Source organism: Pseudomonas sp. NFACC43, assembly GCF_900119645.1.
Lineage (GTDB): Bacteria > Pseudomonadota > Gammaproteobacteria > Pseudomonadales > Pseudomonadaceae > Aquipseudomonas.
Window position 1 is genome coordinate 640,446 of the sequence record NZ_FPKK01000001.1, and the last position, 20,341, is coordinate 660,786.

Consider the following 20,341-nt stretch of genomic DNA (forward strand, 5'->3'; position numbering starts at 1 on the left):
GATCGCCCTGCGGCAATGGGTCGCGGCGGCCCATCTTGAACAATCGCCATCAATAATTCTTCTTCTCAATTGACAATCATTATCATTCAGCCTAATTTGGCGCTCGATGTGCAGGACGCCGCCAGTCAACCGCTTGTCCTGCTAACTTTTTGCAGCAAGGTGAATTCCATGACGGAACAAGTATCCACAAGCAGGTGCGACTCACCGTTACTTCAGGCGTTCGTCGATAACCGGATGATCCTGGTCAAGATCGCGGCGCGCATCACCGGTTGCCGGTCTCGTGCCGAAGATGTGGTGCAGGATGCGTTTTTCCGGCTGCAATCGGCGCCCCAGATCACCTCTTCCTTCAAGGCTCAGCTCAGTTACCTGTTCCAGATCGTGCGCAACCTGGCGATCGATCACTACCGCAAGCAGGCGCTGGAACAGAAATACTCGGGGCCGGAAGAGGAAGGACTGAACGTGGTGATCCAGGGTGCTTCGCCGGAAACGTCTCACATCAACTTTTCCACGCTGGAGCACATTGCCGATGCGTTGACCGAGTTGCCCAGCCGCACCCGCTACGCCTTCGAAATGTATCGCCTGCATGGCGTTCCACAGAAGGACATCGCCAAGGAACTGGGGGTCTCGCCCACCCTGGTGAACTTCATGATCCGTGACGCCCTGGTGCATTGCCGCAAGGCGTCGGGCGTGCGCGCAGACACCTTCGCCCGGCGGTAACACACGCCGTTTTCTTCGGCCTTGCCGCAAACAGGCTCGCTTTCACCAGGTCACCGACCTGGTGAAAGCGAGCCTGTTCATGATGACGGACTGATGACCGCCACCTGGTCCGTGCCAAACCTCACATCAACGCGCACCGGTCGAAGAACCGCTCGCGCCCCAGGATCATCAGCGCCGCGCGCTTGTGAGGGAAATCGAATTCCTTCTCGCAGTGGAAACACTGGTTGTGCAGGTGTCCGATCATCCTTGCATTGTCGGCCCGGGGCTCGGCCACCACGCGCTGGGTGCGCGGGTCGTCCAGGAACAGGTAGTGCACCAGCGCCGATAGCCAGCTCGCCACCTTGTGGGGCCCCCGATGCTGCTCCTCGCCCACCAGCATGTGGATGCCACGATCGTAGTTCTCGGCGTCATAGAACGGCGCGATCCGATCCTCCTTGGCCCAATAGGCTTCGAAGTAGGCAAACGGCTGATCGTCGAAACAACCGATCAGGGTCAGGACCCGTGGGTCGCGCTGCAGCGTGTCCAGGTATTGGCGGTGCTGTTCGAGGCTGCCTTGCTCCTGCCAGAAACTCGCCACCCGGGGGCTGTTCTGCCAGCGATTGAAACGCGCCAGGTCGTGCTCGATCTCCAGGGTGCGCAAGGACACCCAGGCCCCCAGCCGCGCATCGAAACGCCGATACACTTCGCCGCGAGGCTTTATCGGCCGACGCGGATGGCGCTTGCCGTCCGTGATGATCATCTGCTGCGGATAACTGCCATTGAACGACTCGCCTAGCCAGGGTTGCGGCAGTTGCCAGAACTGCGTGCGCTCGCAGGCATATTCGTCAGCCTCCCCGGTGGCCGTCAGCAGGCCGCTGAGCAAGGCGTCGCCGGGACGCTCAGCAAGGTGCCAGACCAGGCGCTGGCACTGCGGCTCCCGGGCAAACAGCCAATAGCAGGCGGCCCAGAGGGCCGGCCCAACTGGCCGGTCGTTGATTTCCTGCAGATGCACCCGCAATTCGGGGCCACGCTCCAGGCGCAGCCGGATCAGCGGTGCGCCTTCCAGCATCAGGCTCAGATGACGTTCGGTTTCATCGGCGCCCAGACGGCGCCCTCCGGGCAAGGGCAGAATCGTCGGGTGGTTGAGGTCGGGCATGGCAGAGGCTCGCGTATTCGTCGGTAGTCAACGTGGGACGTGAGCCAGGGCGGGAAATTTAGGGCCGGTCAATGACTGTGGGTCGGCACCAGGGCAATCTGGTAAGGCGTGAAAATGGCCAGCAATTGACCGTTGTCCCGAAGCGTTTGCAATAACCGGGCGAAGGTTTCGCTGGTGATCGGCGCCTGGGGCCGGATCAACGCATAGTGGTGATAGACCTGGTCGATACGCTCGGACACCAGCAACTGGGGGCCGACCTGAGGATTGCGCAGGACATAGTCGTTGAGGTACGAACGCGTCACCAGCGCGATGTCCGCGCGACCGCGCAGCACCATCAACAGGTTGCTGTCATGGGAATACGTCAGCGTGGCGTTGTATTGGCCGATGAGAAACTTGGGATCGGCGTTGAATTCGGCAAAGGCATAGTGGTAACCGCTGAACAGGGCCAGGCGCTTGCCCCTGAGGTCGGCGAAGTAGCTCTGCTGGCGATCCGGCTGGCGCTGGGCGACAAAGATCTCCGCATCCTCCAGGCCCATGTCCACCACGGTATGCGGCACGTCCTTCCACCCCCAGTCGGGGTTCTCGAAGATCGCCATATCGACCCGGCCTTGCTTGAAATCATTGAAGCGACGCGGGATCGATGTAGGCACCAGCACGAACTGGTAGTCGGTCTGGGAGCGATTCAGGGCCTCGACCAATTGCGGCAGCAGGCCGGTGTCGGCGCCATTTTCGGGGCGCACCGTATAGGGTGGGAAATGCGCGGCCCCGATACGGACCAGTTGCGCCGCCGAAGCTGGCAAGGCCAGGAAAATGGCCAGCACGGCCAGTAGAACACGCGAAGTCATCCCCATCGGCGAACACTTCAAGGTCACCCACTCCCCCATAAGTCATACATTCAAGCTAGGCGGTTTCAGCCCGATTAGCCAACCACGCGGCAACCGGAGGAAAACGGCCCGATTATTGTTTTTCTTCAAGCACCAGGATCAATGCCTGTTCGGCCAGGTCATCGAGACTCAGGCTGCCTTCGGCGCGAAACCAGGTGGTGGTCCAGGACAATGCGCCTGTGAGGAAACGCCGGGTAATGAACACGTCCCCGCGAATATACCCGGCATCCTTGGCCTGGCCCAGCACCTCCAGCCACAAGTCCTCGTAAATATCGCGCAAGGCCAGCACCTGCTCCTGCCCTTGCTCGGATAACGAGCGCCATTCGTAGACCAGCACCGCCATCGCCTCGCCCGTACCGCCCATGATCGACTGCAGTTCGCAGCGGATCAGCGCCAGTACCTGCTCACGAACATTGCCCGCCTCGGCCAGGGCCGCGCGCATCAGGGCGGTGTTGTAGCGGATGGTTTCTTCCATCACCGCCCGCAGGATCTCGTCCTTGCTCTTGAAGTGATGAAAGATGCTGCCGGACTGAATGCCCACGGCGCTCGCCAGGTCGCGCACCGTGGTGCGCTCGAAGCCTTTGTTGCGAAACAGGTGGGCGGCCGTCTGCAGCAACTTGCCGCGGGCGCTGTCCGGGTCGGTCAGTTGACCGAGCTCCACCAGCTCTTGCATGACCCTCAAGGCTTTTTGCTCGTCCACCCTTTCTCTCCTACAGTCGTTCGACGTGGCGCCGGCAATTTAAGCCCAGCGGGACAACCAAGCAAGCGCTCGGGCAGAAGAACCAGCGGTCGTTTACAAACCAAGCGCTTGCTTGGTAGTCTCGAATCCCGTTTACCGGAGGGCCCTCCATGCCAAGAGCGATCCGTATCGGTTGCGCCAGCGCCTTCTGGGGCGACACCCCTACCGCCGCGGCCCAGTTGGTGGACGGCGGGAACCTGGATTACCTGGTGTTCGATTACCTGGCCGAGATCACCCTCTCGATCATGGCCGCTGCGCGCATGAAGGATCCCCAGGCCGGTTATGCCACCGACTTTGTCGAAGTGCTGGCCCCCCTGCTCCAGCGTCTGCATGAAGGCGCCATCCGCGTCATCAGCAATGCCGGCGGGGTCAATCCCCAAGCCTGTGCCGCCGCCCTTCGAACAGCTTGCGACGAGGCCGGCGTGCCGTTGAAGATCGCCGTACTGCTGGGCGATGACCTGCAAACTCAATGCCAAGGACTTGCCCAGCAGGGCATCCGCGAGATGTCCAGCGGCGAGCCCTTGCCCTCTACGTGCCTCTCCATCAACGCCTACCTGGGCGCACCAGGCATCGTCGAAGCCCTGCGCCTGGGAGCCGATATCGTGATCACCGGTCGCGTGGTGGACAGTGCGGTGGTCAGCGCCGCCCTGGTGCACGAATTCGGCTGGGCCTGGCACGACTACGACAAACTGGCCCAGGCTGCACTGGCCGGACATCTCATCGAGTGCGGGGCCCAATGCACGGGCGGTAATTTCACGGACTGGCAAGACGTGCCGGATTACGAGCACATCGGTTTTCCCATCGTCGAAGCCAGCGCCGACGGCCAGTTCATTGTCACCAAGGTGCAAGGCACTGGCGGGCTGGTCACACCGCTGACCGTCGGCGAACAGCTGTTGTACGAAATCGGCGACCCGCAGGGGTACCTGCTACCGGACGTGATCTGCGATTTCAGCCAGGTCAGGTTGATCCAGCAAGGCAGGCATGCCGTGCGAGTCCAGGGCGCCAGGGGCCTGCCCCCCACCGATCGGTACAAAGTGTGCGCCACCTGGCCGGACGGCTTTCGCTGCACCGCCCTGTGCCTGATCGCCGGCATCGATGCGGTGGCCAAGGCCGAACGGGTCAGTCAGGCGATCATTGCCAGGACCTCGCAGATGTTCAGCGAGCGAGGCTGGGCTCCCTACAGCGAAGTGAACATCGAGCTGTTGGGCAGCGAAGCCACCTACGGTCACCACGGCCAACGCCGGGACAGCCGCGAAGTGTTGATCAAGCTGGCGGTCCGGCACCCGGACCGACAAGCGCTGGCGCTGTTTGCCCGGGAGATCGCCCCGGCCGCCACCGGCATGGCACCTGGACTGACCGGCCTGCTGGGCGGCCGACCGACGGTGCAGCCGCTGATACGTCTCTTCTCGTTCCTGATCGACAAAAGTGCCTGCCGGCTCGACATCCAACTGGACGGCCAGCTCCACGCCTGCGTCCTGCCTGACGTCGAACCGCTGGACACCAGCGACCTGCCCACCGCCCCGGAACTGCCCAGGCCCCAGGGTCGGGCCGATGCCAGCGTCCCCCTGATCAAGCTGGCCGTGGCCCGCTCCGGTGACAAGGGCAATCACAGCAACATCGGTGTGATCGCCCGCGAGCCCGAGTACCTGCCGTGGATCGCCGAAGCGCTGACGCCGCAAGTGATGGTCGACTGGATGAGCCATGTACTCGATCCCGTGCGCGGACGCGTCGAGCGTTGGTACCTGCCCGGTACCCAGAGCCTGAATTTCCTGTTGGAAAACGCCCTCGGCGGCGGTGGCGTCGCCAGCCTGCGCATCGACCCCCAGGGCAAGGCATTCGCCCAGCAACTGCTGGAAATCCAGATCCCGGTGCCCCAGGACATCGCCGACCGGGTCAACTGAAGGACGCTCGTTGGAAAGGAACAGTCGCCATGCCAGTCATCGAATCGCAGCTCGATCCGCACAACGCCGACTTCGCCCGCAATCGCGCGGCGATGCTGGCCAGCGTCGGACAACTTCGGCAGATCGAACAGGCCATGCTGGAGAAGGCCGCCCAGGCCCAGGCGAAATTCGACAAGCGGGGTCAACTGCTGCCACGCCAGCGCCTGAACCTGCTGCTGGACCCCGGCGCGCCGTTCCTCGAACTGGCGAGCCTGGCCGGCTACAAGCTCCATGACGACAAGGACGGCAGCGAGGCCGGCGGTGGCTTGATCGCTGGCATCGGCCATGTCAGTGGCGCGCGGGTGCTGGTGGTGGCCAACAACAGTGCGATCAGGGGCGGAACCATTTCCCCCAGCGGCCTTGACAAGACCCTGCGCCTGCAACAGATCGCCATGGAAAACAGGCTGCCGGTGATCACCCTCGCCGAAAGCGGCGGGGCCAACCTCAATTACGCCGCGCAGATTTTCGTCGAAGGCGCGCGCAGCTTCGCCAACCAGGCCCGGATGTCGGCCATGGGGCTGCCACAGATTACCGTGGTGCACGGCTCGGCCACCGCTGGCGGCGCTTATCAGCCGGGGCTGTCGGACTATGTGGTGGTGGTACGTGACAAGGCCCGGCTGTTCCTTGCCGGCCCGCCACTGCTCAAGGCCGCTACCGGCGAAATGGCCACCGAGGAGGAACTGGGTGGCGCGCAGATGCACGCGCAAGTAGCGGGCACCGCCGAATACCTGGCCGAGAACGACGCCGACGGTATCCGCCTGGCCCGGGAAATCGTCAGCCTGCTGCCCTGGAACGCACGACGACCGCCACGCCCCGATCACACCTGGCCGGAACCGCTCTACCCCATCGACGAATTGTACGGACTGGTGCCCGACGATCCCAAAAAGCCCTATGACGTGCGGGAAATCATCGCCCGCATCGCCGACGGCTCCAGCTTCCTCGACTTCAAGAACGAATTCGACCCACTGACGGTGTGCGGCCACCTTCGGATTCACGGCCATGCCTGCGGCCTGATCGGCAACAACGGTCCGATCACACCGAAGGGCGCGAGCAAGGCGGCGCAGTTCATCCAGCTTTGCAACCAGAGCCGCACACCGCTGTTGTTCCTGCACAACACCACCGGGTTCATGGTGGGCACCGAAGCCGAACAGCAAGGTGTGATCAAGCACGGCGCCAAGATGATCCAGGCGGTGGCCAACGCCCGGGTGGCGAAGCTGACAATCGTGGTGGGCGGTTCCTACGGTGCCGGCCATTACGCCATGTGCGGTCGCGGACTGGATCCGCGTTTCATCTTCGCCTGGCCCAACAGCCACACTGCGGTGATGGGAGGCGCCCAGGCCGGCAAGGTCCTGCGCCTGGTCACCGAGGCCACGCAGGCCAGGAACGGCGTCACTGCCGATCCACAGATGCTCGACCAGCTGGAACGCAGCACCGCGCAGAAACTCGACAGCCAGTCCACCGCCCTCTACGGCAGCGCCAACCTGTGGGACGACGGCCTCATCGACCCACGGGATACCCGCACCCTGCTGGGCTACCTGCTGGACATCTGCCATGAAGCCGAAGGCCGGTCGCTGCAACCCAACAGTTTCGGAGTGGCCCGCTTCTGATCCGGCGAGTGCCTCGATCGCCGTTCAAAGGAGAACACTGAAAATGATCTTCACCCAGGAACACGAAGCACTGCGGCGCACTGTTCGCCAGTTTGTCGACCACGACATCAACCCTTACGTCGACGAATGGGAAAAGGCCGGGCGGTTTCCCATCCACGAAGTCTTTCGCAAGGCGGGCGAGCTGGGGTTGCTGGGAATCTCCAAGCCAGAACGTTTCGGCGGCATGGGCCTGGACTACAGCTATTCGATCGTCGCGGCCGAGGAATTCGGCACCATCCACTGTGGCGGCGTGCCCATGTCCATCGGCGTCCAGACCGACATGTGCACTCCGGCCCTGGCGCGTTTCGGTTCCGACGCACTGCGCGAAGAATTCCTGCGCCCGGCCATCCGCGGCGAACAGGTGGGCTGCATCGGCGTCTCGGAAACCGCTGCCGGCTCCGACGTGGCCGGCCTCAAGACCACGGCGCGCAAGGACGGCGACGACTACGTCATCAACGGCAGCAAGATGTGGATCACCAATTCACCGAGCGCCGATTTCATCTGCCTTCTGGCCAACACTTCGGACGACAAGCCGCACCTCAACAAATCCCTGATCGTGGTACCGATGCACACGCCCGGCATCAGCCTCGGCGCGCACCTGGACAAGCTCGGCATGCGCAGCTCGGAAACCGCCCAGGTGTTCTTCGATGATGTGCGGGTGCCGCAACGCAATCGCATCGGCCAGGAGGGCGCCGGGTTCATGATGCAGATGCTGCAGTTCCAGGAAGAACGGCTGTTCGGCGCGGCGAACATGATCAAGGGGCTGGAGCGCTGCGTCGACAGCACCATCGAATATTGCCGTGAACGCAAGACCTTCGGTACAGCGCTGATCGACAATCAGGTGATCCACTTTCGCCTGGCGGAACTGGCCAGCGAGATCGAATGCCTGCGTGCGCTGGTCTATCAGGCCACCGAGCAGTACATCAACGGCCAGGATGTCACGCGCCTGGCGTCCATGGCCAAGCTCAAGGCCGGGCGCCTGAGCCGTGAGGTCACCGACAGTTGCCTGCAATACTGGGGCGGCATGGGGTTCATGTGGGACAACCCGGTGTCGCGGGCCTACCGCGATGTACGGCTGGTGTCCATCGGCGCCGGTGCGGACGAGATCATGCTGGGGATCATCTGCAAGCTCATGGGCACGTTGCCGGGAAAGAAAAAATGAGCAGCTACCCGCCCGCCATGTCCGCCTTCAGCAAGATCCTCGTCGCCAACCGCGGTGAAATCGCCTGCCGGATCCAGCGCACCGCGCAGGCCCTGGGCTACCGCACGGTCGCTGTGTTCAGCGAGGCCGATGCCGACGCGTTGCATGTCCGCATGGCCGATGAAGCCGTTTCGATCGGACCGGCGGCGGTGCAACAGTCCTACCTCAACCCATCGGCCATTCTCGAGGCGGCCCGCAGAAGCGGCGCCGATGCGATTCACCCCGGCTACGGTTTCCTCTCCGAGAACGCCGATTTCGCCCGGGCCTGCGAAAAAGCCGGGCTCGTTTTCATCGGCCCCAGCCCCGACGCCATCGAACTGATGGGCAGCAAACGGCGTTCGAAGATCGCCATGCTTGCCGCGGGCGTGCCCTGTATTGCCGGCTACCAGGACGCGGCCCAGGACGACGACACTCTTTGCCGCGAAGCCGAACGCATCGGTTTCCCGCTGATGATCAAGGCCAGCGCAGGCGGTGGCGGCCGGGGCATGCGCCTGGTCCAGCGGGCCGACGACCTGCTGGAGCAACTGCACGGTGCACGCTCCGAGGCACTGCATGGCTTTGGCAGTGACGAGTTGATCCTGGAACAGGCGCTGATCGATCCACGGCATGTCGAGGTGCAGATTTTTGGCGATCGCCATGGTCACTTGATCCACCTCGGCGAACGGGACTGCTCGATCCAGCGCCGTCACCAGAAGATCATCGAGGAGGCACCCTGCCCGGTCATGACCGCCGCGCTGCGCCACGCCATGGGCGAGGCAGCGCTCAAGGCCGGTCGCGCGGTGAACTACGTCGGTGCCGGCACGGTGGAGTTCCTGCTGGCCGCCGATGGCCGGTTCTACTTCCTGGAAATGAATACCCGGCTGCAGGTGGAGCACCCGGTGACCGAACAGATCACTGGCCAGGACCTGGTGGCCTGGCAGCTGGACATCGCTGCTGGCCTGCCCTTGCCCCTGCGCCAGGATCAGTTGCAGCTCAGTGGCCATGCCATGGAAGTGCGGCTGTATGCCGAAGATCCAGGCGAGCATTTCCTGCCCCAGACCGGACGCCTGACCGGCTGGGAACCGCCGACCCGGGGCGAGGTACGCATCGACCACGGTTTGCTGGAAGGCCAGGCCATCACACCGTTCTATGATCCGATGCTGGGCAAGCTCATCAGCCACGGCGCTACTCGCGAAGAGGCCCGGCGCAAGCTGTTGCACGCCGTGGAGGATTGCGTGTTGCTGGGGGTTCGGAGCAATCAGCGAATGCTGGCGGGTCTGCTGGCGCATCCGCAATTCATCGTGGGCGATTTCGGCACCGACTTCATCGCCCGGCATTTCGCCGACCACATCGCCCTCCAGCCTCATATCCCCTCGACTGAACAGCTGGCCATCGCCACCGCCCTGTTCTACTGGGCGGCAGGCGCACCCCACTCCGGCCTGGCGGGCTGGCACAACAACACAGGCGCGGCGCTGCACTACCGGATCGGTGCGGCCGAACGCGACTGGACACTGAGCCTGAACGCCGAAGCGGACGGCACGCTGCGGGTTCTAACCGCCGGCCAGGTGTTCGAACTGATACGGCTCGATACCGACCAGCGCGGCACAAGCCTGGTCATCAATGGCATCCGGCAACGCTACACCTGGCGCCTCCACGGCACCGACCTCTGGCTGTTCGCCCGCCCCGGCAGCCTGCACCTGCAGGATCGGACCCACGCTGCTGTCATACCAGACTGCGTGGTGGGTGATGGCATGCTCAGGGCGCCAATGGATGGGGCTATCGTGCAATTGCGGGTCAGGGAAGGCAGCGTGGTTTGCCAGGGGCAACTGCTGGTAGTGCTCGAGGCGATGAAAATGGAGCACTCGCTCAAGGCCGACAGGGACGGCGTGGTGCGGGCGTTGCAGATCAGGCTAGGCGACCAGGTGAGGAACCGGCAGGTTTTGTTGCAGGTGACCACAGACGACCCGGCTCTGTACGAAAAGTCTTGAGACGAAGGTCAGGCAAGGCGAAAACAGCCGATCAAGCGGAATGTACTTGAGTACACGAGCATTGCGAGGCATTTTTCAACGCAGCATGAACGAGTATCAAGGCTTTTCGTACAGAGCCTAGGCGGATGCGCCGGGTTTGACTACGCTCAACCCCATCTGCATGCCGCTACCCGGGAACCCGCGATGCCTAACTGGCTGGTGATTGATCTGGAGGCCACCACCGATGAAGGAGGCTGGCCGGTAACCGAAATGGAAATTATCGAAATCGGCGCCACGCTGGTGAATCGTGACGGTCACGAGGTGGATCATTTCCAGCGTTTCGTCCGCCCCTTGAGACGCCCCCTGCTCACATCGTTCTGCCGCGAGCTGACGCACATCACCCAGGCCAATATCGACAGCGCGGCCACCTTGTCCGAGGTCTGGCCGGCATTCGAACGCTGGCTGACGCCCTACCAGGCGAACCTGGGCGGCTGGGTCAGCTGGGGCGATTACGACCGCAAGCAGTTGCTTCAGGAGTGGCAGCATCAACGGCTGCAAAGCTTTCTCAGCCAGGTGCCCCACATGAACCTCAAGCAGCGCTTCGCCAAGGCCCGACGGCTGGAGCGGCCACTGGGGCTCAATGGAGCCCTGCAACTGGCCGGCCTTCAGTTCAACGGTCAACAGCACCGGGCCCTGGAGGATGCGCGCAACACCGCGCGATTGCTGCCCCTGGTGCTGGCCGACTGAGCAACCCGCCACCGTTTCGCAGATGACGTGTGTCGAAGCCTTGTGCATACTGGCCGGCCTTTTTCAGCCCTTTTACGAGGAATCGCCCATGTTCAAAGTCAACGAGTACTTCGACGGCACCGTCAAGTCCATCGCCTTCGGCACTGCCGAAGGTCCTGCGACCATCGGCGTCATGGCACCGGGCGAATACGAGTTCGGAACGGCCCAGCGGGAGATCATGCACGTGGTCTCCGGCGCCCTGACCGTGAAACTGCCCGACAGCGCCGAATGGGAAACCTTCGCTGCCGGCAGCCAGTTCAATGTTCCGGCCAACAGCAAGTTCCAGCTCAAGGTGGCCGTCGACACTGCCTACCTGTGCGAATACCGCGGCTGAACCTGCTGCATCAAAAAAAATGCCCGTGTCCAGCGACACGGGCATTTTTCATTGCGAACGCGGTGTTTATTCGAGCACCTCGACCGGCATGCCGACTTCGAGCCGACCGTTGCCGTCGTTGACCAGGTTCTGGCCGAACATCGCCCCGTCCGGCGTCGATCGATACTGCTGCAACGTGGCGAAAGGCTCGCGGTTCGGATCGCGTTCACCGGTTTGCGGGTCGACCGTGATCATGATGCAGCGCGAGCACGGCTTGACCACCCGAAATTCCACATCGCCGATACGAATACGTTTCCAGCCATCCTCGGCGAACGCGTCGCTGCCCTCGATCACCAGATTGGGCCGGAAACGCAGCATCTCCAGGGAGCGACCGACCCGATTCGACAGATCCTGCAGGGAGGCCTGGCCGATCAGCAGCAATGGAAAACCGTCCGCGAAGGCGACCTTATCGTCGTCCTTGCCGTAACCGGCCGCCGTGGTACGCGCCAGCTCCACCGGTACATGCACCAGCCGGGTGGCATTGCCAATGAACTCGCTGACCCAGTTGCCCGCCTCATCGCCAGCATCCGGTACACGCAGGGTGTCACGCCAGATAGTCACTCCCCGGCGTTGCTCTTCGGCGGTCGAAGGCAGCGGCACCTCGATACTGCCATGGCCCGGCGCACTGAGCGTCAGGCCTCCGGCATCGTTCCACAATGCCGAGAGCTGGCTCATCTTCGCCACGGCCCGCTGAGTCAGGAATCGCCCGCTGGCCTCATCCACCAGCATCCAGCGCCGGTCACCGTCCAACCCCAGTTTGTCCAGGCCAATCCCTGGCAGGGACTGGCCTTTGCCGGACTTCAACGGATAACGGTACAGCGCGCTCAGCCGCAACATGGTCAGCTCCCTGATGGCGAAAAAATGCCACCTTATACGAGCCGGCCATCGATGCAAACCATGATCGGCCTCAGCCAAGCATCAGTCGCTGGCGCACCACATCGACCAGTTTGTCGGGCTGGAATTTGGAGAGGAAATTGTCGCAGCCGACCTTCTTCACCATCGAGTCGTTGAAGCTGCCGGACAGCGAGGTATGCAGGACCACGTAGAGCCCACGCAAGCGCGGGTCGTTACGGATCTCGGTGGTCAGGCGATAGCCGTCCATTTCCGGCATTTCCGCGTCGGTGAAGATCATCAGCAATTTGTCGGTCATCACCTCACCGGTATCGGCCCAGGCCTTGAGCATGTTGAGGGCTTTCAGGCCGTCGCTGGCGATGTGCATCTTCACCCCCAACTGACCCAGGGTGTCGCGCAGTTGCGAGAGCGCGACATTGGAGTCGTCCACCAGCAATACTTCGCGTCCGCGAGCCTTCTCCAGCACCGGGTCTTCGAGCTTGTCCCGGGAGACCTTGGCGTTGTAGGGCACGATTTCGGCGAGGACTTTCTCCACGTCGATGATTTCCACCAACTGGTCGTCCACCTTGCTGATCGCGGTCAGGTAGTGTTCCCGGCCGGCGCTGGTCGGCGGCGGCAGGATCGCTTCCCAGTTCATGTTGACGATGCGGTCCACGCCACCCACCAGGAACGCCTGGACCGACCGGTTGTACTCGGTGACGATGATGGTGCTGTTGGCTCCCGGCACCAGCGGCCGCATGCCGATGGCCTGGGACAGGTCGATCACCGGCAGCGTCTGGCCCCGCAGGTTGACCACGCCGCACACGAATGGGTGGCGTTGCGGCATCAAGGTCAGCTTGGGCAGTTGCAGAACTTCCTGGACCTTGAACACGTTGATGGCGAACAATTGCCGCCCCGCCAGGCGAAACATGAGAATTTCCAGGCGATTCTCACCCACCAGCTGGGTTCGTTGGTCTACTGTGTCGAGAATGCCGGCCATTGATGACTCCTGGGATTGTTCGGATGAATCCAATAAAGCAACTATCGGCCGTGGACGCCGGATCTTGACCCCCTGATGAAATACACTTGCGGGGCATTGATATCACATTAACATCATGCTTTACTGGCTTCACCCTTCAGATCCGACACTTTCCCCGCTGCGCGACCATGTTTTGCGCACAAGGTTCCCCTGCCTAAGGGATTCCCCTAGCAACAATCAGGTCCAACCTGATATTCCCAATATCCAATAGCCATTAATGTGACGCCATTCTCATTGCTGAACGGAGTCAGGCCTTTGTGCGCGACAGCAGGACATCGGACTTCCAGCCTTTCGGCCGATCCCACCCGAGCAACTTTCCGTCTGCCTGTCCCTGGCACGCGGCAAGGGTGTGCCGACGCACTTTCGTTCGTAGCCGGCCGTGAGGCCCAACCGTTTGCCACTCGCGATTTTCTTTCGTCTGACATGATGTTGTGGAGATAAGCATGCCGAACGATCGTAAGAACTGGTCTCAGCGCCTACCCGAATTCCTGACCGAGGCCGAGACACTGCTGGCCAAGTCGGAGGAATGCCTGAGCCATCTGCAGCTGATCAACAATGACAAGGATGCAATCGATTGCATGCTCAGTACCTTGTTGAAGCTGGCAAACAAGGCCGATGCCCTGGCACTGGAAGCCGTATCGGAATTCTCCCTGCATATCCATGGCCTGCTCAGCCATGCGCAGAACAACATGGATCTGCACGACCAGGCCCTTGAGGCCTTGAAGGATTGCTTCACCCTGATGGCCTGGCAGCTGGAACTGGTCGATCCCACCACCGGCCAGCTCAGCCTGGACAACAGCGAACAGACCTCATTGATCGAGGCATTCGCCTTCCAGGTGGGCCAAAGCCCTTGCGACGCACTCCACGCAGCACACCGGCTGGCCCTGGTGCCCTTCTCCCAGAAGCAGGCCTGACACCTCACGGCCGACCTCCGATGCACGGCGCTTCAGGGCACCATGCCAGGCGCGACCAACGCTGGATGAAGTGGTACTATGTCTCGCGTCAGTCGCTTCGAAAGCACGGTGTGGAAAGCCTGCCACCGAAGCCGCCCTCGACCTGAAACGTTTACCCGACCCGGCCTGTCAGATGCGCTGACCGGCCAGCCCGCAGCGAACCTTCATTGGCTCCATCCGCTATGTACGCCAGCCTCAAGTCATCCCTCACCTGGCCACCTTCCCGAGAAAACGCCCGCCGGTTCACCCTGTTCCTGTGCATTTGCTCGACCCTCGGCAGCGTGCTGGTGTACCTGTCCGGCCAGGTCGTGCCGGTGAGCCTGCTGGTGTTGGACATCGCAGCCTTGACCTGCGTCTGGATCCACTATCGGCTGTCGCGAAAGTCCATCAAGTTCCAGCCACAGGAACTGGCCGACCGGTTGCTCGAAGTCCAGGAAAACGAACGTCACCGACTCAGCCGTGAGCTGCACGACGATATCGGCCAGTTGCTGACCGCGGCCAAATTGCAAAGCGAATGGCTCAAGCGCCGGCTCCCCGAGGACTTGCAGGGCCAATGTTCGGTCCTCTGCGAAACGCTGGACGAAACCCTGCACAAGGTCCGCGATGTGTCGGCAATCCTCAACCCGCGCCAATTGACCAGCCTTGGACTCGAAGCCAGCCTGCGCGCGCACCTGCTCAAGACACTGGCCAATACCCCGGTGAAATGGAGCCTCGATTGCCAGCAGCGCATGGCGGGGATTCCCGAGGAGATGACTGTCGCTGCCTTCCGGATCACCCAGGAAGCCGTCACCAATATTTTGCGCCACGCCCAGGCCCAGAACCTGCTGGTGCGCCTGCAACGCCTGCCTGAAGGGCTGTTCCTGCTGATCAGCGACGACGGCCAGGGGTTCGTCCCGGCAGACCACCCCGCCCGTGAAGGGCAACGGGGCATGGCCGGCATGGCGGAACGGGTCGAACAACTGGGCGGCACCCTCAAGGTCATCAGTGAAGCCGGCAAGGGCACGCATATCGAAGCACGTTTTCCCTGGGCCCCTCGTACCCTGGCGCGGGCCAGTAAGAATAAGGTTCTCCATTGACTTGTAATTTGCTTCTCGTAGATGACCATTCGCTGATCCGCGCCGGCGTGCGCGCTCTGGTCACGGATCTGCCCGGTTATGCCGTCATCGGCGAAGCCAGTGATGGCACGCAGTTGCTGGAACTCGTGGAACGGCTGGTCCCCGATATCGTGCTGCTGGACATCACCATGAAAAACACCAGCGGCCTGGATGCCTTGCAGCAGCTCAAGCAGGTGCGCCCCCACAGCAAGGTGCTGATCCTGTCGATGCACACCGATCCGGCGCTGATCATGCAGGCCCTTGAGTCCGGCGCACACGGCTACCTGCTCAAGGACACCACGGCCACCGAGCTGGAGCACGCCCTGGACGCGCTGCGCAACAACGAACGCTACCTGAGCCCGGCCATCGCCCACACGGTGATCAACCAGGCGCTGACGCGCGTCCAGAAGCATCAGCCCGATCCCGTCCAGACCCACAACCTGACGGCACGCCAGCTGGAGATTTTGCGGCTGATCGTGCGCGGCAAGTCGACCCGGGAAATCGCCAACGGCCTGAGCCTGAGCATCAAGACCGTGGAGACTCACCGGGCGCAGATCATGAAGCGCCTGCAGATCCATGACGTGGCCGGACTGGTGCTTTTCGCGGTACGCGAGCAGATCATCAGCCTGGACGATTGAGTACCGCGGAAGCCGTCAGCAAAGGCGAGTCGAGCGGCAGGTGTACGCGTATCGCCTTCTCGCGCACCGTGAACCTCAGGTTGTCGACCTGCAGCGGCTCGCCGTCGAGATTGATGTCCAGGCCCTGGGCCACCTTGATCTCCACCCAGGGCAGGCGTGCGCGCACGAACATGTTATCGATGCCCAGGCCACCGGCCAGCAGATCCCTGAGCGTGCTGACCACTTCCTGAGGGGCCGGCAGGATGCTGATGTCCAGCAATCCATCATCCACCAGCGCCTGCGGACTCAACTGATGGCCTCCCCCGGCCTGACGGCCATTGCCGATGCCCAGCGCCAGCAGATCGCCCTGCCAACTGAAACCGGGCCCCTGCAACTCACCATAGGCCGCGCTCAGCTCACTGAACCGCGTCAGGCCGGTGAATAGATACGCGGCCCCGCCTAGCACCTTTTTCAGATCCTCGGAGGTGTTTGCCGTGACCTGGCTGCCGAAACCGCCGGTGGCCATGTTCAGAAAGATCCGTCCGCCGACTTCGCCCAGGTCGATTGCCCGGGGCTCCACCTCCAACAGTTCCAGGGCCTGGTCTGGTTCCAGCGGGACTCCCGCCGCCCGGGCAAAATCATTGGCGGTGCCCAATGGCAACAGCACGAGGCTGGCATCGCTGGATTGGCGGGCAAGCGCTTCGGCAATGTCCCGCAACGTACCGTCACCGCCACCGGCGATCAGTCGCGTGTAACCAGCCTCCAACGCCTCGTCTACACAACGCTGGGCATCGCCGGCCTCCCAGGTCAGCCGTACCGCCAGGTCCCAGCCCTGCTTGCGCTTGAGCATCACTGCCGCGCGAACCTCTTCGTTGAGCGCTTGCTTGCCATGTAGAATCAACAGCGCCTTGCCTTTGCTCATCGTCGTCTCCGTCATTGGAAGGTTCCAGGAAATGGGACCGCTCATTCGGCCGAAAAAGCCCTCCGCCTATCAATTTCGCTCAAAAGCCCGCTGTCCTCCGTGAAAAGGCTGGGGTGCCCGGCTCCCGGACAGATACTTCTTCACTCGAAGAGTTTTCTTACAAGAACTGGCGAATCCACTCAATTGACCCTCCAGCTGTATTGAGACACCTTGGCATTCTGTTGTCTGGACCATCAAAAACACTCATTACACAAGGATGTGCAACCCCATGGATGGATATGTCACGGCCCGCAGGCGCCGTATCAGTGGTTCGAACCGTTGTGGCCGAAGGGACGAAACATCCCATGCATAGCCACGAGTACAAGCTGTCACCCCGGCATCTCGCGTCCATTGGAAGCGAGCGAACCGAAAATCAGAACGAATGCAAAAGTTGCAGCAATCCCGTTGGAGGAATCGATTTGGAACCGCGCGTCGTTGAACTGGAAACTCACCTCAAGTACATCCGTAGGGATATGGATGAAATCCGTACCGACGTAAAGGTCATCCGCCACCGGCTCGCCTATTCGGCCGGCGCGGCAGCGGTGATCCTCGGCCTGCTGGGCTGGCTCGCGAACAGTCGCTTCGACCAGTTGGTCATGCTGCTCTCGCGATAACGACGGGGACGCAGGCAGGCCCAGGGACCTGGCTCGGGCCGGAGCACACCCCCGCTGTCACGGCTTCAGTCCAGGACCTCGCTCAAAGGGATGAAGCCCACTTCATCACCCTCGACATGGGTCTGCCCTTCGAGCACTTCGACCAGCCCATCAGCCCAGGCCGCGCTACGCAGGACCCCGGAGCTTTGGTTCCGATAAAGGATGGCCCTGCCGTTCTCAAGGCGCCCTCGCAGATATTCCCGCCGGTTGCCGGCCTTCCCCCAGACAAAACCGGCCGGCACCTTGAACTTCAACGGCATCACCGATTGGACACCCTGGCGTCGCAGCAGGTAAGGCCGGGCCAGCAGCGCAAAAGTCACCAGTGTCGAGGCAGGGTTTCCTGGCAACCCTATCACCGGCACGCCACGGAAGTGCCCGACCGTCAGGGGTTTCCCTGGCTTGATGGCGAGTTTCCAGAGCGTCAGTTCGCCCTCCTCGCGCAATGCGGTCCCCAGGAAGTCAGCCTCACCCACCGATACGCCACCAGTGGACAGGATCAGGTCGACATCCGACAACTGGGCCAGGCGCGCACGGGTGGCGGGCAAATCGTCAGGCAGGATGCCCGCATCGACCACATGGCAGCCCAGCCGCCGCAGCCAGCCGCAGAGCACCACACGGTTACTGTTGTAGATCTGGCCAGGGCCCAGTGGCTGGCCAGGTTCGACCAGTTCGTCGCCAGTGGACAGGACGGCAACACTGACCTTGCGCACCACTTCCAGCGTCGCGCATCCCAGCGATGCCGCCAGTCCCAACTCGATCGGTCCCAGGCGAGTCCCCGCCGAAAGAATCTTTTCGCCAACGGTGGTTTCCTGCCCCTGTGGGCGGATGTTCTGGCCGCTCACCAGGGGTTCGGTGAACCGGACCCGCTGATCGTCTTCCACCACGGCGTTTTCCTGCATTTCGACGCAGTCGGCACCGGCAGGCACTGGCGCTCCCGTAAAGATCCGCGCGCAGGTTCCCGCAGCCAACGGTTGCGGGGCCTGCCCGGCAAAGATGCGCTGGCTGACCGTCAGCGGCTCGCCGTGCCAATCGGCCAGCCGCAAGGCATAGCCATCCATCGCACTGTTGGGCCATGGCGGCAAGTCCAGGGTCGACACCAGATCTTCAGCCAGCACCCGCCCTTGCGCCTCGCCCAGGGGCAGCCGTTCACGCTGGGTGATCGGAGCGGCGGCGGCCATTTCGAGCAGGCGCTCCAATGCAACCTCGACGGCCATCAAGGCGCCGGCCTTGCCCGGTTTACCCACGGGATTCACAAGGAGCTGCCTGTTTCAGGTGGGGCACGAAGTTGCAGGGGCGATGGCGCGCATCCAGTTGCTCGGCCAGGATAGCGTCCCAACCGGTACGCACTGCATTGGTGGAACCTGGCAGGCAGCACACCAGCGTGCCATTGGCCAGGCCTGCCAGTGCCCGGGACTGGATGGTGGAGGTGCCGATGTCTGCCACGGAAATCTGGCGGAACAGTTCACCGAAACCATCGACCTGCTTGTCCAGCAGGCAGGCAACCGCTTCCGGCGTGCTGTCGCGACCGGTAAAACCGGTACCGCCGGTGATCAGCACCACCTGCACCACCTCGTCGGCGATCCAGGTCGCCACTTGCGCCCGAATCTTGTACAGATCATCTTTGAGCAGAACCCGTGCAGCCAGGTTATGACCCGCCGCCATGAGCCGGTCGACAAAGACCTGGCCGGAGGTATCGGTCTCCAGGGTACGGGTATCACTGACTGTCAGTACCGCGATATTGAGCGGCACGAAAGGTACATCAGCCTTGGCTTTCATAGGCTCGTCCAGTTGTGAGAGAAACAGCCCGGTGTTATATCACAGCGCTTCATTTTTCCGCCTGTGGGGAGACACACCATGACCTCGAATATTTCCCGGCCACCGTGCTCCATCCTGCTGCTGGCCGGTGGACGCGGACAACGCATGGGCGGACAGGACAAGGGCCTGGTGGAATGGCGGGGTGAACCGCTGATTGCCCATCTCCACCGCCAGACCCGTGCTCTGAGCGATGACCTGATCATCTCTTGCAACCGTAACCTGGAACGTTATGCGTTGTATGCCGATCAATTGGTGCACGACGATGAAGGGGATTTCCCCGGGCCGCTGGCGGGTATCCGGGCAGGCCTCAGGGCGGCGAGGCATCGGTTCTTGCTGGTGTTGCCGTGCGACGTGCCGAACATCGACTCGAACCTGCTAGAGAGCATGCTTGAAACCGCCAGCCAGCACCCCGACAGGCCGCTGATGGTGCGCCATGGCGAACACTGGGAACCGTTGTTATGCGTCATTCCCCTGGCGCTGGCCGCCGCCTTCGAACAGGCCTGGGGCGAAGGCGAACGCAGCCCGGGCCGGATCATGCGTACCTTGCACGCGGTTGCCTTGCAATGCCCGGCCGACGATCCACGGCTGGCGAATCTGAATACGCCCGAACTGCTGAACCGACACACAGGACATTGACGCAGGGCATTCAAATTAACCGTACAGGCCCCTAGCCAGGAACTTGCGCACGTTGTATACGTCTGAAGGTCAGTAACTTGAAGAATTCCATTTCGGAGAAACACCATGACTCAACGGACCCTCGCCACTTTCATGCTCGCACTGGGCCTCGCCACTCTTGCCGGGTGCGCATCGCCAACAGTGATCACCTTGAATGACGGTCGCGAAATCCAGGCCGTCGACACACCCAAGTACGACGAAGACACCGGTTTCTATGAGTTCGAACAACTGGACGGCAAGCAGACCCGCGTGAACAAGGACCAGGTCCGCACCGTCAAGGACCTCTAAGCCTCAGCGCCGCACCCGATACACAAAAGCCCGCAAAATTGCGGGCTT

Annotated in this window: 21 protein-coding genes; 13 read left to right on the forward strand and 8 right to left on the reverse strand. The window is 62.3% G+C overall.

All coding sequences use genetic code 11. The features are described from left to right. The first annotated feature begins 168 nt into the window (after positions 1-168). Positions 169-717, forward strand: a complete 549-nt coding sequence (locus tag BT179_RS02700; RefSeq protein WP_072389154.1) for an RNA polymerase factor sigma-70 — start codon at positions 169-171, stop codon at positions 715-717. A gap of 121 nt (positions 718-838) precedes the next feature. Here the strand turns inward: BT179_RS02700 and BT179_RS02705 are convergent, their stop codons facing one another. The 3 genes from BT179_RS02705 to BT179_RS02715 form a co-directional block, all read right to left on the reverse strand. Continuing rightward, positions 839-1,852 carry a GNAT family N-acetyltransferase gene (locus BT179_RS02705; protein ID WP_072389156.1) on the reverse strand — a complete coding sequence of 338 codons (1,014 nt, stop codon included), beginning with the start codon at positions 1,850-1,852 and terminating at the stop codon, positions 839-841. Positions 1,853-1,920: 68 nt separating this feature from the next. Further along, entirely contained in the window at positions 1,921-2,697 is a 777-nt protein-coding gene (locus BT179_RS02710) for a substrate-binding periplasmic protein (protein WP_072389600.1), read from the reverse strand. A gap of 112 nt (positions 2,698-2,809) precedes the next feature. Next, complete coding sequence (locus BT179_RS02715; protein WP_072389159.1) at positions 2,810-3,436, reverse strand: TetR/AcrR family transcriptional regulator; 627 nt, start codon at positions 3,434-3,436, stop codon at positions 2,810-2,812. Between the two features lie 149 nt (positions 3,437-3,585). On the opposite strand from BT179_RS02715, the gene BT179_RS02720 reads away from it, so the two are divergent. The 6 genes from BT179_RS02720 to BT179_RS02745 all read left to right on the forward strand — a co-directional run bounded on the left by BT179_RS02720 (position 3,586) and on the right by BT179_RS02745 (position 11,328). Further along, positions 3,586-5,376, forward strand: a complete 1,791-nt coding sequence (locus BT179_RS02720) for an acyclic terpene utilization AtuA family protein (protein ID WP_072430325.1) — start codon at positions 3,586-3,588, stop codon at positions 5,374-5,376. Positions 5,377-5,405: 29 nt separating this feature from the next. Then, a complete protein-coding gene (locus tag BT179_RS02725; RefSeq protein ID WP_072430324.1) occupies positions 5,406-7,022 on the forward strand; it encodes an acyl-CoA carboxylase subunit beta in 1,617 nt (538 codons plus the stop codon). A gap of 43 nt (positions 7,023-7,065) precedes the next feature. After that, the gene (gene atuD / locus BT179_RS02730; protein ID WP_072389165.1) at positions 7,066-8,223 is read left to right on the forward strand and encodes a citronellyl-CoA dehydrogenase; all 1,158 of its coding nucleotides are present in this window, start codon (positions 7,066-7,068) and stop codon (positions 8,221-8,223) included. Between the two features lie 17 nt (positions 8,224-8,240). Beyond that, on the forward strand, positions 8,241-10,229 hold the full coding sequence (locus BT179_RS02735; RefSeq protein WP_072430565.1) for an acetyl/propionyl/methylcrotonyl-CoA carboxylase subunit alpha: 1,989 nt from the start codon (positions 8,241-8,243) through the stop codon (positions 10,227-10,229). A 183-nt stretch (positions 10,230-10,412) separates the two neighbouring features. Further along, positions 10,413-10,955 (forward strand): 3'-5' exonuclease, encoded by a 543-nt coding sequence (locus BT179_RS02740; protein WP_072389167.1) that lies wholly within the window; start codon positions 10,413-10,415, stop codon positions 10,953-10,955. An 88-nt stretch (positions 10,956-11,043) separates the two neighbouring features. Further along, a complete protein-coding gene (locus BT179_RS02745; RefSeq protein WP_072389169.1) occupies positions 11,044-11,328 on the forward strand; it encodes a pyrimidine/purine nucleoside phosphorylase in 285 nt (94 codons plus the stop codon). 66 nt (positions 11,329-11,394) lie between these two features. On the opposite strand, the gene BT179_RS02750 is transcribed toward BT179_RS02745, so the two are convergent. Both BT179_RS02750 and BT179_RS02755 read right to left on the reverse strand, forming a co-directional pair. Continuing rightward, the gene (locus tag BT179_RS02750) at positions 11,395-12,204 is read right to left on the reverse strand and encodes an MOSC domain-containing protein (protein ID WP_072430323.1); all 810 of its coding nucleotides are present in this window, start codon (positions 12,202-12,204) and stop codon (positions 11,395-11,397) included. A gap of 70 nt (positions 12,205-12,274) precedes the next feature. Further along, complete coding sequence (locus BT179_RS02755) at positions 12,275-13,198, reverse strand: chemotaxis protein CheV (protein ID WP_072389173.1); 924 nt, start codon at positions 13,196-13,198, stop codon at positions 12,275-12,277. 482 nt (positions 13,199-13,680) lie between these two features. On the opposite strand from BT179_RS02755, the gene BT179_RS02760 reads away from it, so the two are divergent. From BT179_RS02760 to BT179_RS02770, 3 genes are all read left to right on the forward strand, one after another. Next, positions 13,681-14,151 (forward strand): hypothetical protein, encoded by a 471-nt coding sequence (locus BT179_RS02760; protein ID WP_072389175.1) that lies wholly within the window; start codon positions 13,681-13,683, stop codon positions 14,149-14,151. 221 nt (positions 14,152-14,372) lie between these two features. Next, complete coding sequence (locus BT179_RS02765) at positions 14,373-15,266, forward strand: sensor histidine kinase (RefSeq protein ID WP_072389177.1); 894 nt, start codon at positions 14,373-14,375, stop codon at positions 15,264-15,266. After that, complete coding sequence (locus tag BT179_RS02770; protein WP_072389179.1) at positions 15,263-15,922, forward strand: response regulator; 660 nt, start codon at positions 15,263-15,265, stop codon at positions 15,920-15,922. The genes BT179_RS02765 and BT179_RS02770 overlap by 4 nt, the downstream gene beginning before the upstream one ends. On the opposite strand, the gene yegS is transcribed toward BT179_RS02770, so the two are convergent. Next, positions 15,906-16,823 (reverse strand): lipid kinase YegS, encoded by a 918-nt coding sequence (yegS, locus tag BT179_RS02775; RefSeq protein ID WP_072430322.1) that lies wholly within the window; start codon positions 16,821-16,823, stop codon positions 15,906-15,908. The genes BT179_RS02770 and yegS overlap by 17 nt on opposite strands. A gap of 344 nt (positions 16,824-17,167) precedes the next feature. Between yegS and BT179_RS26930 the strand changes: the two genes are divergently transcribed. After that, positions 17,168-17,476, forward strand: a complete 309-nt coding sequence (locus BT179_RS26930; protein WP_231991093.1) for a hypothetical protein — start codon at positions 17,168-17,170, stop codon at positions 17,474-17,476. Between the two features lie 65 nt (positions 17,477-17,541). On the opposite strand, the gene glp is transcribed toward BT179_RS26930, so the two are convergent. Together glp and moaB are read right to left on the reverse strand one after the other, a co-directional pair. Further along, positions 17,542-18,729 (reverse strand): molybdopterin molybdotransferase MoeA, encoded by a 1,188-nt coding sequence (gene glp / locus BT179_RS02785; protein ID WP_177305089.1) that lies wholly within the window; start codon positions 18,727-18,729, stop codon positions 17,542-17,544. A gap of 22 nt (positions 18,730-18,751) precedes the next feature. Beyond that, positions 18,752-19,291, reverse strand: a complete 540-nt coding sequence (moaB, locus tag BT179_RS02790; protein WP_072430320.1) for a molybdenum cofactor biosynthesis protein B — start codon at positions 19,289-19,291, stop codon at positions 18,752-18,754. A 78-nt stretch (positions 19,292-19,369) separates the two neighbouring features. Here moaB and mobA point away from each other — a divergent pair, with 78 nt between their 5' ends. Together mobA and BT179_RS02800 are read left to right on the forward strand one after the other, a co-directional pair. Continuing rightward, positions 19,370-19,966, forward strand: a complete 597-nt coding sequence (gene mobA, locus BT179_RS02795; protein ID WP_072389189.1) for a molybdenum cofactor guanylyltransferase MobA — start codon at positions 19,370-19,372, stop codon at positions 19,964-19,966. A 105-nt stretch (positions 19,967-20,071) separates the two neighbouring features. Next, positions 20,072-20,293 (forward strand): YgdI/YgdR family lipoprotein, encoded by a 222-nt coding sequence (locus BT179_RS02800; protein WP_072389191.1) that lies wholly within the window; start codon positions 20,072-20,074, stop codon positions 20,291-20,293. Positions 20,294-20,341 lie beyond the last annotated feature (48 nt).

Coding starts and splice junctions, on each gene's coding strand:
- BT179_RS02745 (WP_072389169.1), top strand. CDS start 11,044: ATGTTCAAAGTCAACGAGTACTTCGACGGCACCGTCAAGTCCATCGCC.
- glp (WP_177305089.1), bottom strand. CDS start 18,729: ATGGCCGTCGAGGTTGCATTGGAGCGCCTGCTCGAAATGGCCGCCGCC.
- BT179_RS02710 (WP_072389600.1), bottom strand. CDS start 2,697: ATGACTTCGCGTGTTCTACTGGCCGTGCTGGCCATTTTCCTGGCCTTG.
- BT179_RS02700 (WP_072389154.1), top strand. CDS start 169: ATGACGGAACAAGTATCCACAAGCAGGTGCGACTCACCGTTACTTCAG.
- BT179_RS02725 (WP_072430324.1), top strand. CDS start 5,406: ATGCCAGTCATCGAATCGCAGCTCGATCCGCACAACGCCGACTTCGCC.
- yegS (WP_072430322.1), bottom strand. CDS start 16,823: ATGAGCAAAGGCAAGGCGCTGTTGATTCTACATGGCAAGCAAGCGCTC.
- BT179_RS02735 (WP_072430565.1), top strand. CDS start 8,241: ATGTCCGCCTTCAGCAAGATCCTCGTCGCCAACCGCGGTGAAATCGCC.
- atuD (WP_072389165.1), top strand. CDS start 7,066: ATGATCTTCACCCAGGAACACGAAGCACTGCGGCGCACTGTTCGCCAG.
- BT179_RS02705 (WP_072389156.1), bottom strand. CDS start 1,852: ATGCCCGACCTCAACCACCCGACGATTCTGCCCTTGCCCGGAGGGCGC.
- BT179_RS02760 (WP_072389175.1), top strand. CDS start 13,681: ATGCCGAACGATCGTAAGAACTGGTCTCAGCGCCTACCCGAATTCCTG.
- BT179_RS02720 (WP_072430325.1), top strand. CDS start 3,586: ATGCCAAGAGCGATCCGTATCGGTTGCGCCAGCGCCTTCTGGGGCGAC.
- moaB (WP_072430320.1), bottom strand. CDS start 19,291: ATGAAAGCCAAGGCTGATGTACCTTTCGTGCCGCTCAATATCGCGGTA.
- BT179_RS02750 (WP_072430323.1), bottom strand. CDS start 12,204: ATGTTGCGGCTGAGCGCGCTGTACCGTTATCCGTTGAAGTCCGGCAAA.
- BT179_RS02740 (WP_072389167.1), top strand. CDS start 10,413: ATGCCTAACTGGCTGGTGATTGATCTGGAGGCCACCACCGATGAAGGA.
- mobA (WP_072389189.1), top strand. CDS start 19,370: ATGACCTCGAATATTTCCCGGCCACCGTGCTCCATCCTGCTGCTGGCC.
- BT179_RS02800 (WP_072389191.1), top strand. CDS start 20,072: ATGACTCAACGGACCCTCGCCACTTTCATGCTCGCACTGGGCCTCGCC.
- BT179_RS26930 (WP_231991093.1), top strand. CDS start 17,168: ATGCATAGCCACGAGTACAAGCTGTCACCCCGGCATCTCGCGTCCATT.
- BT179_RS02755 (WP_072389173.1), bottom strand. CDS start 13,198: ATGGCCGGCATTCTCGACACAGTAGACCAACGAACCCAGCTGGTGGGT.
- BT179_RS02765 (WP_072389177.1), top strand. CDS start 14,373: ATGTACGCCAGCCTCAAGTCATCCCTCACCTGGCCACCTTCCCGAGAA.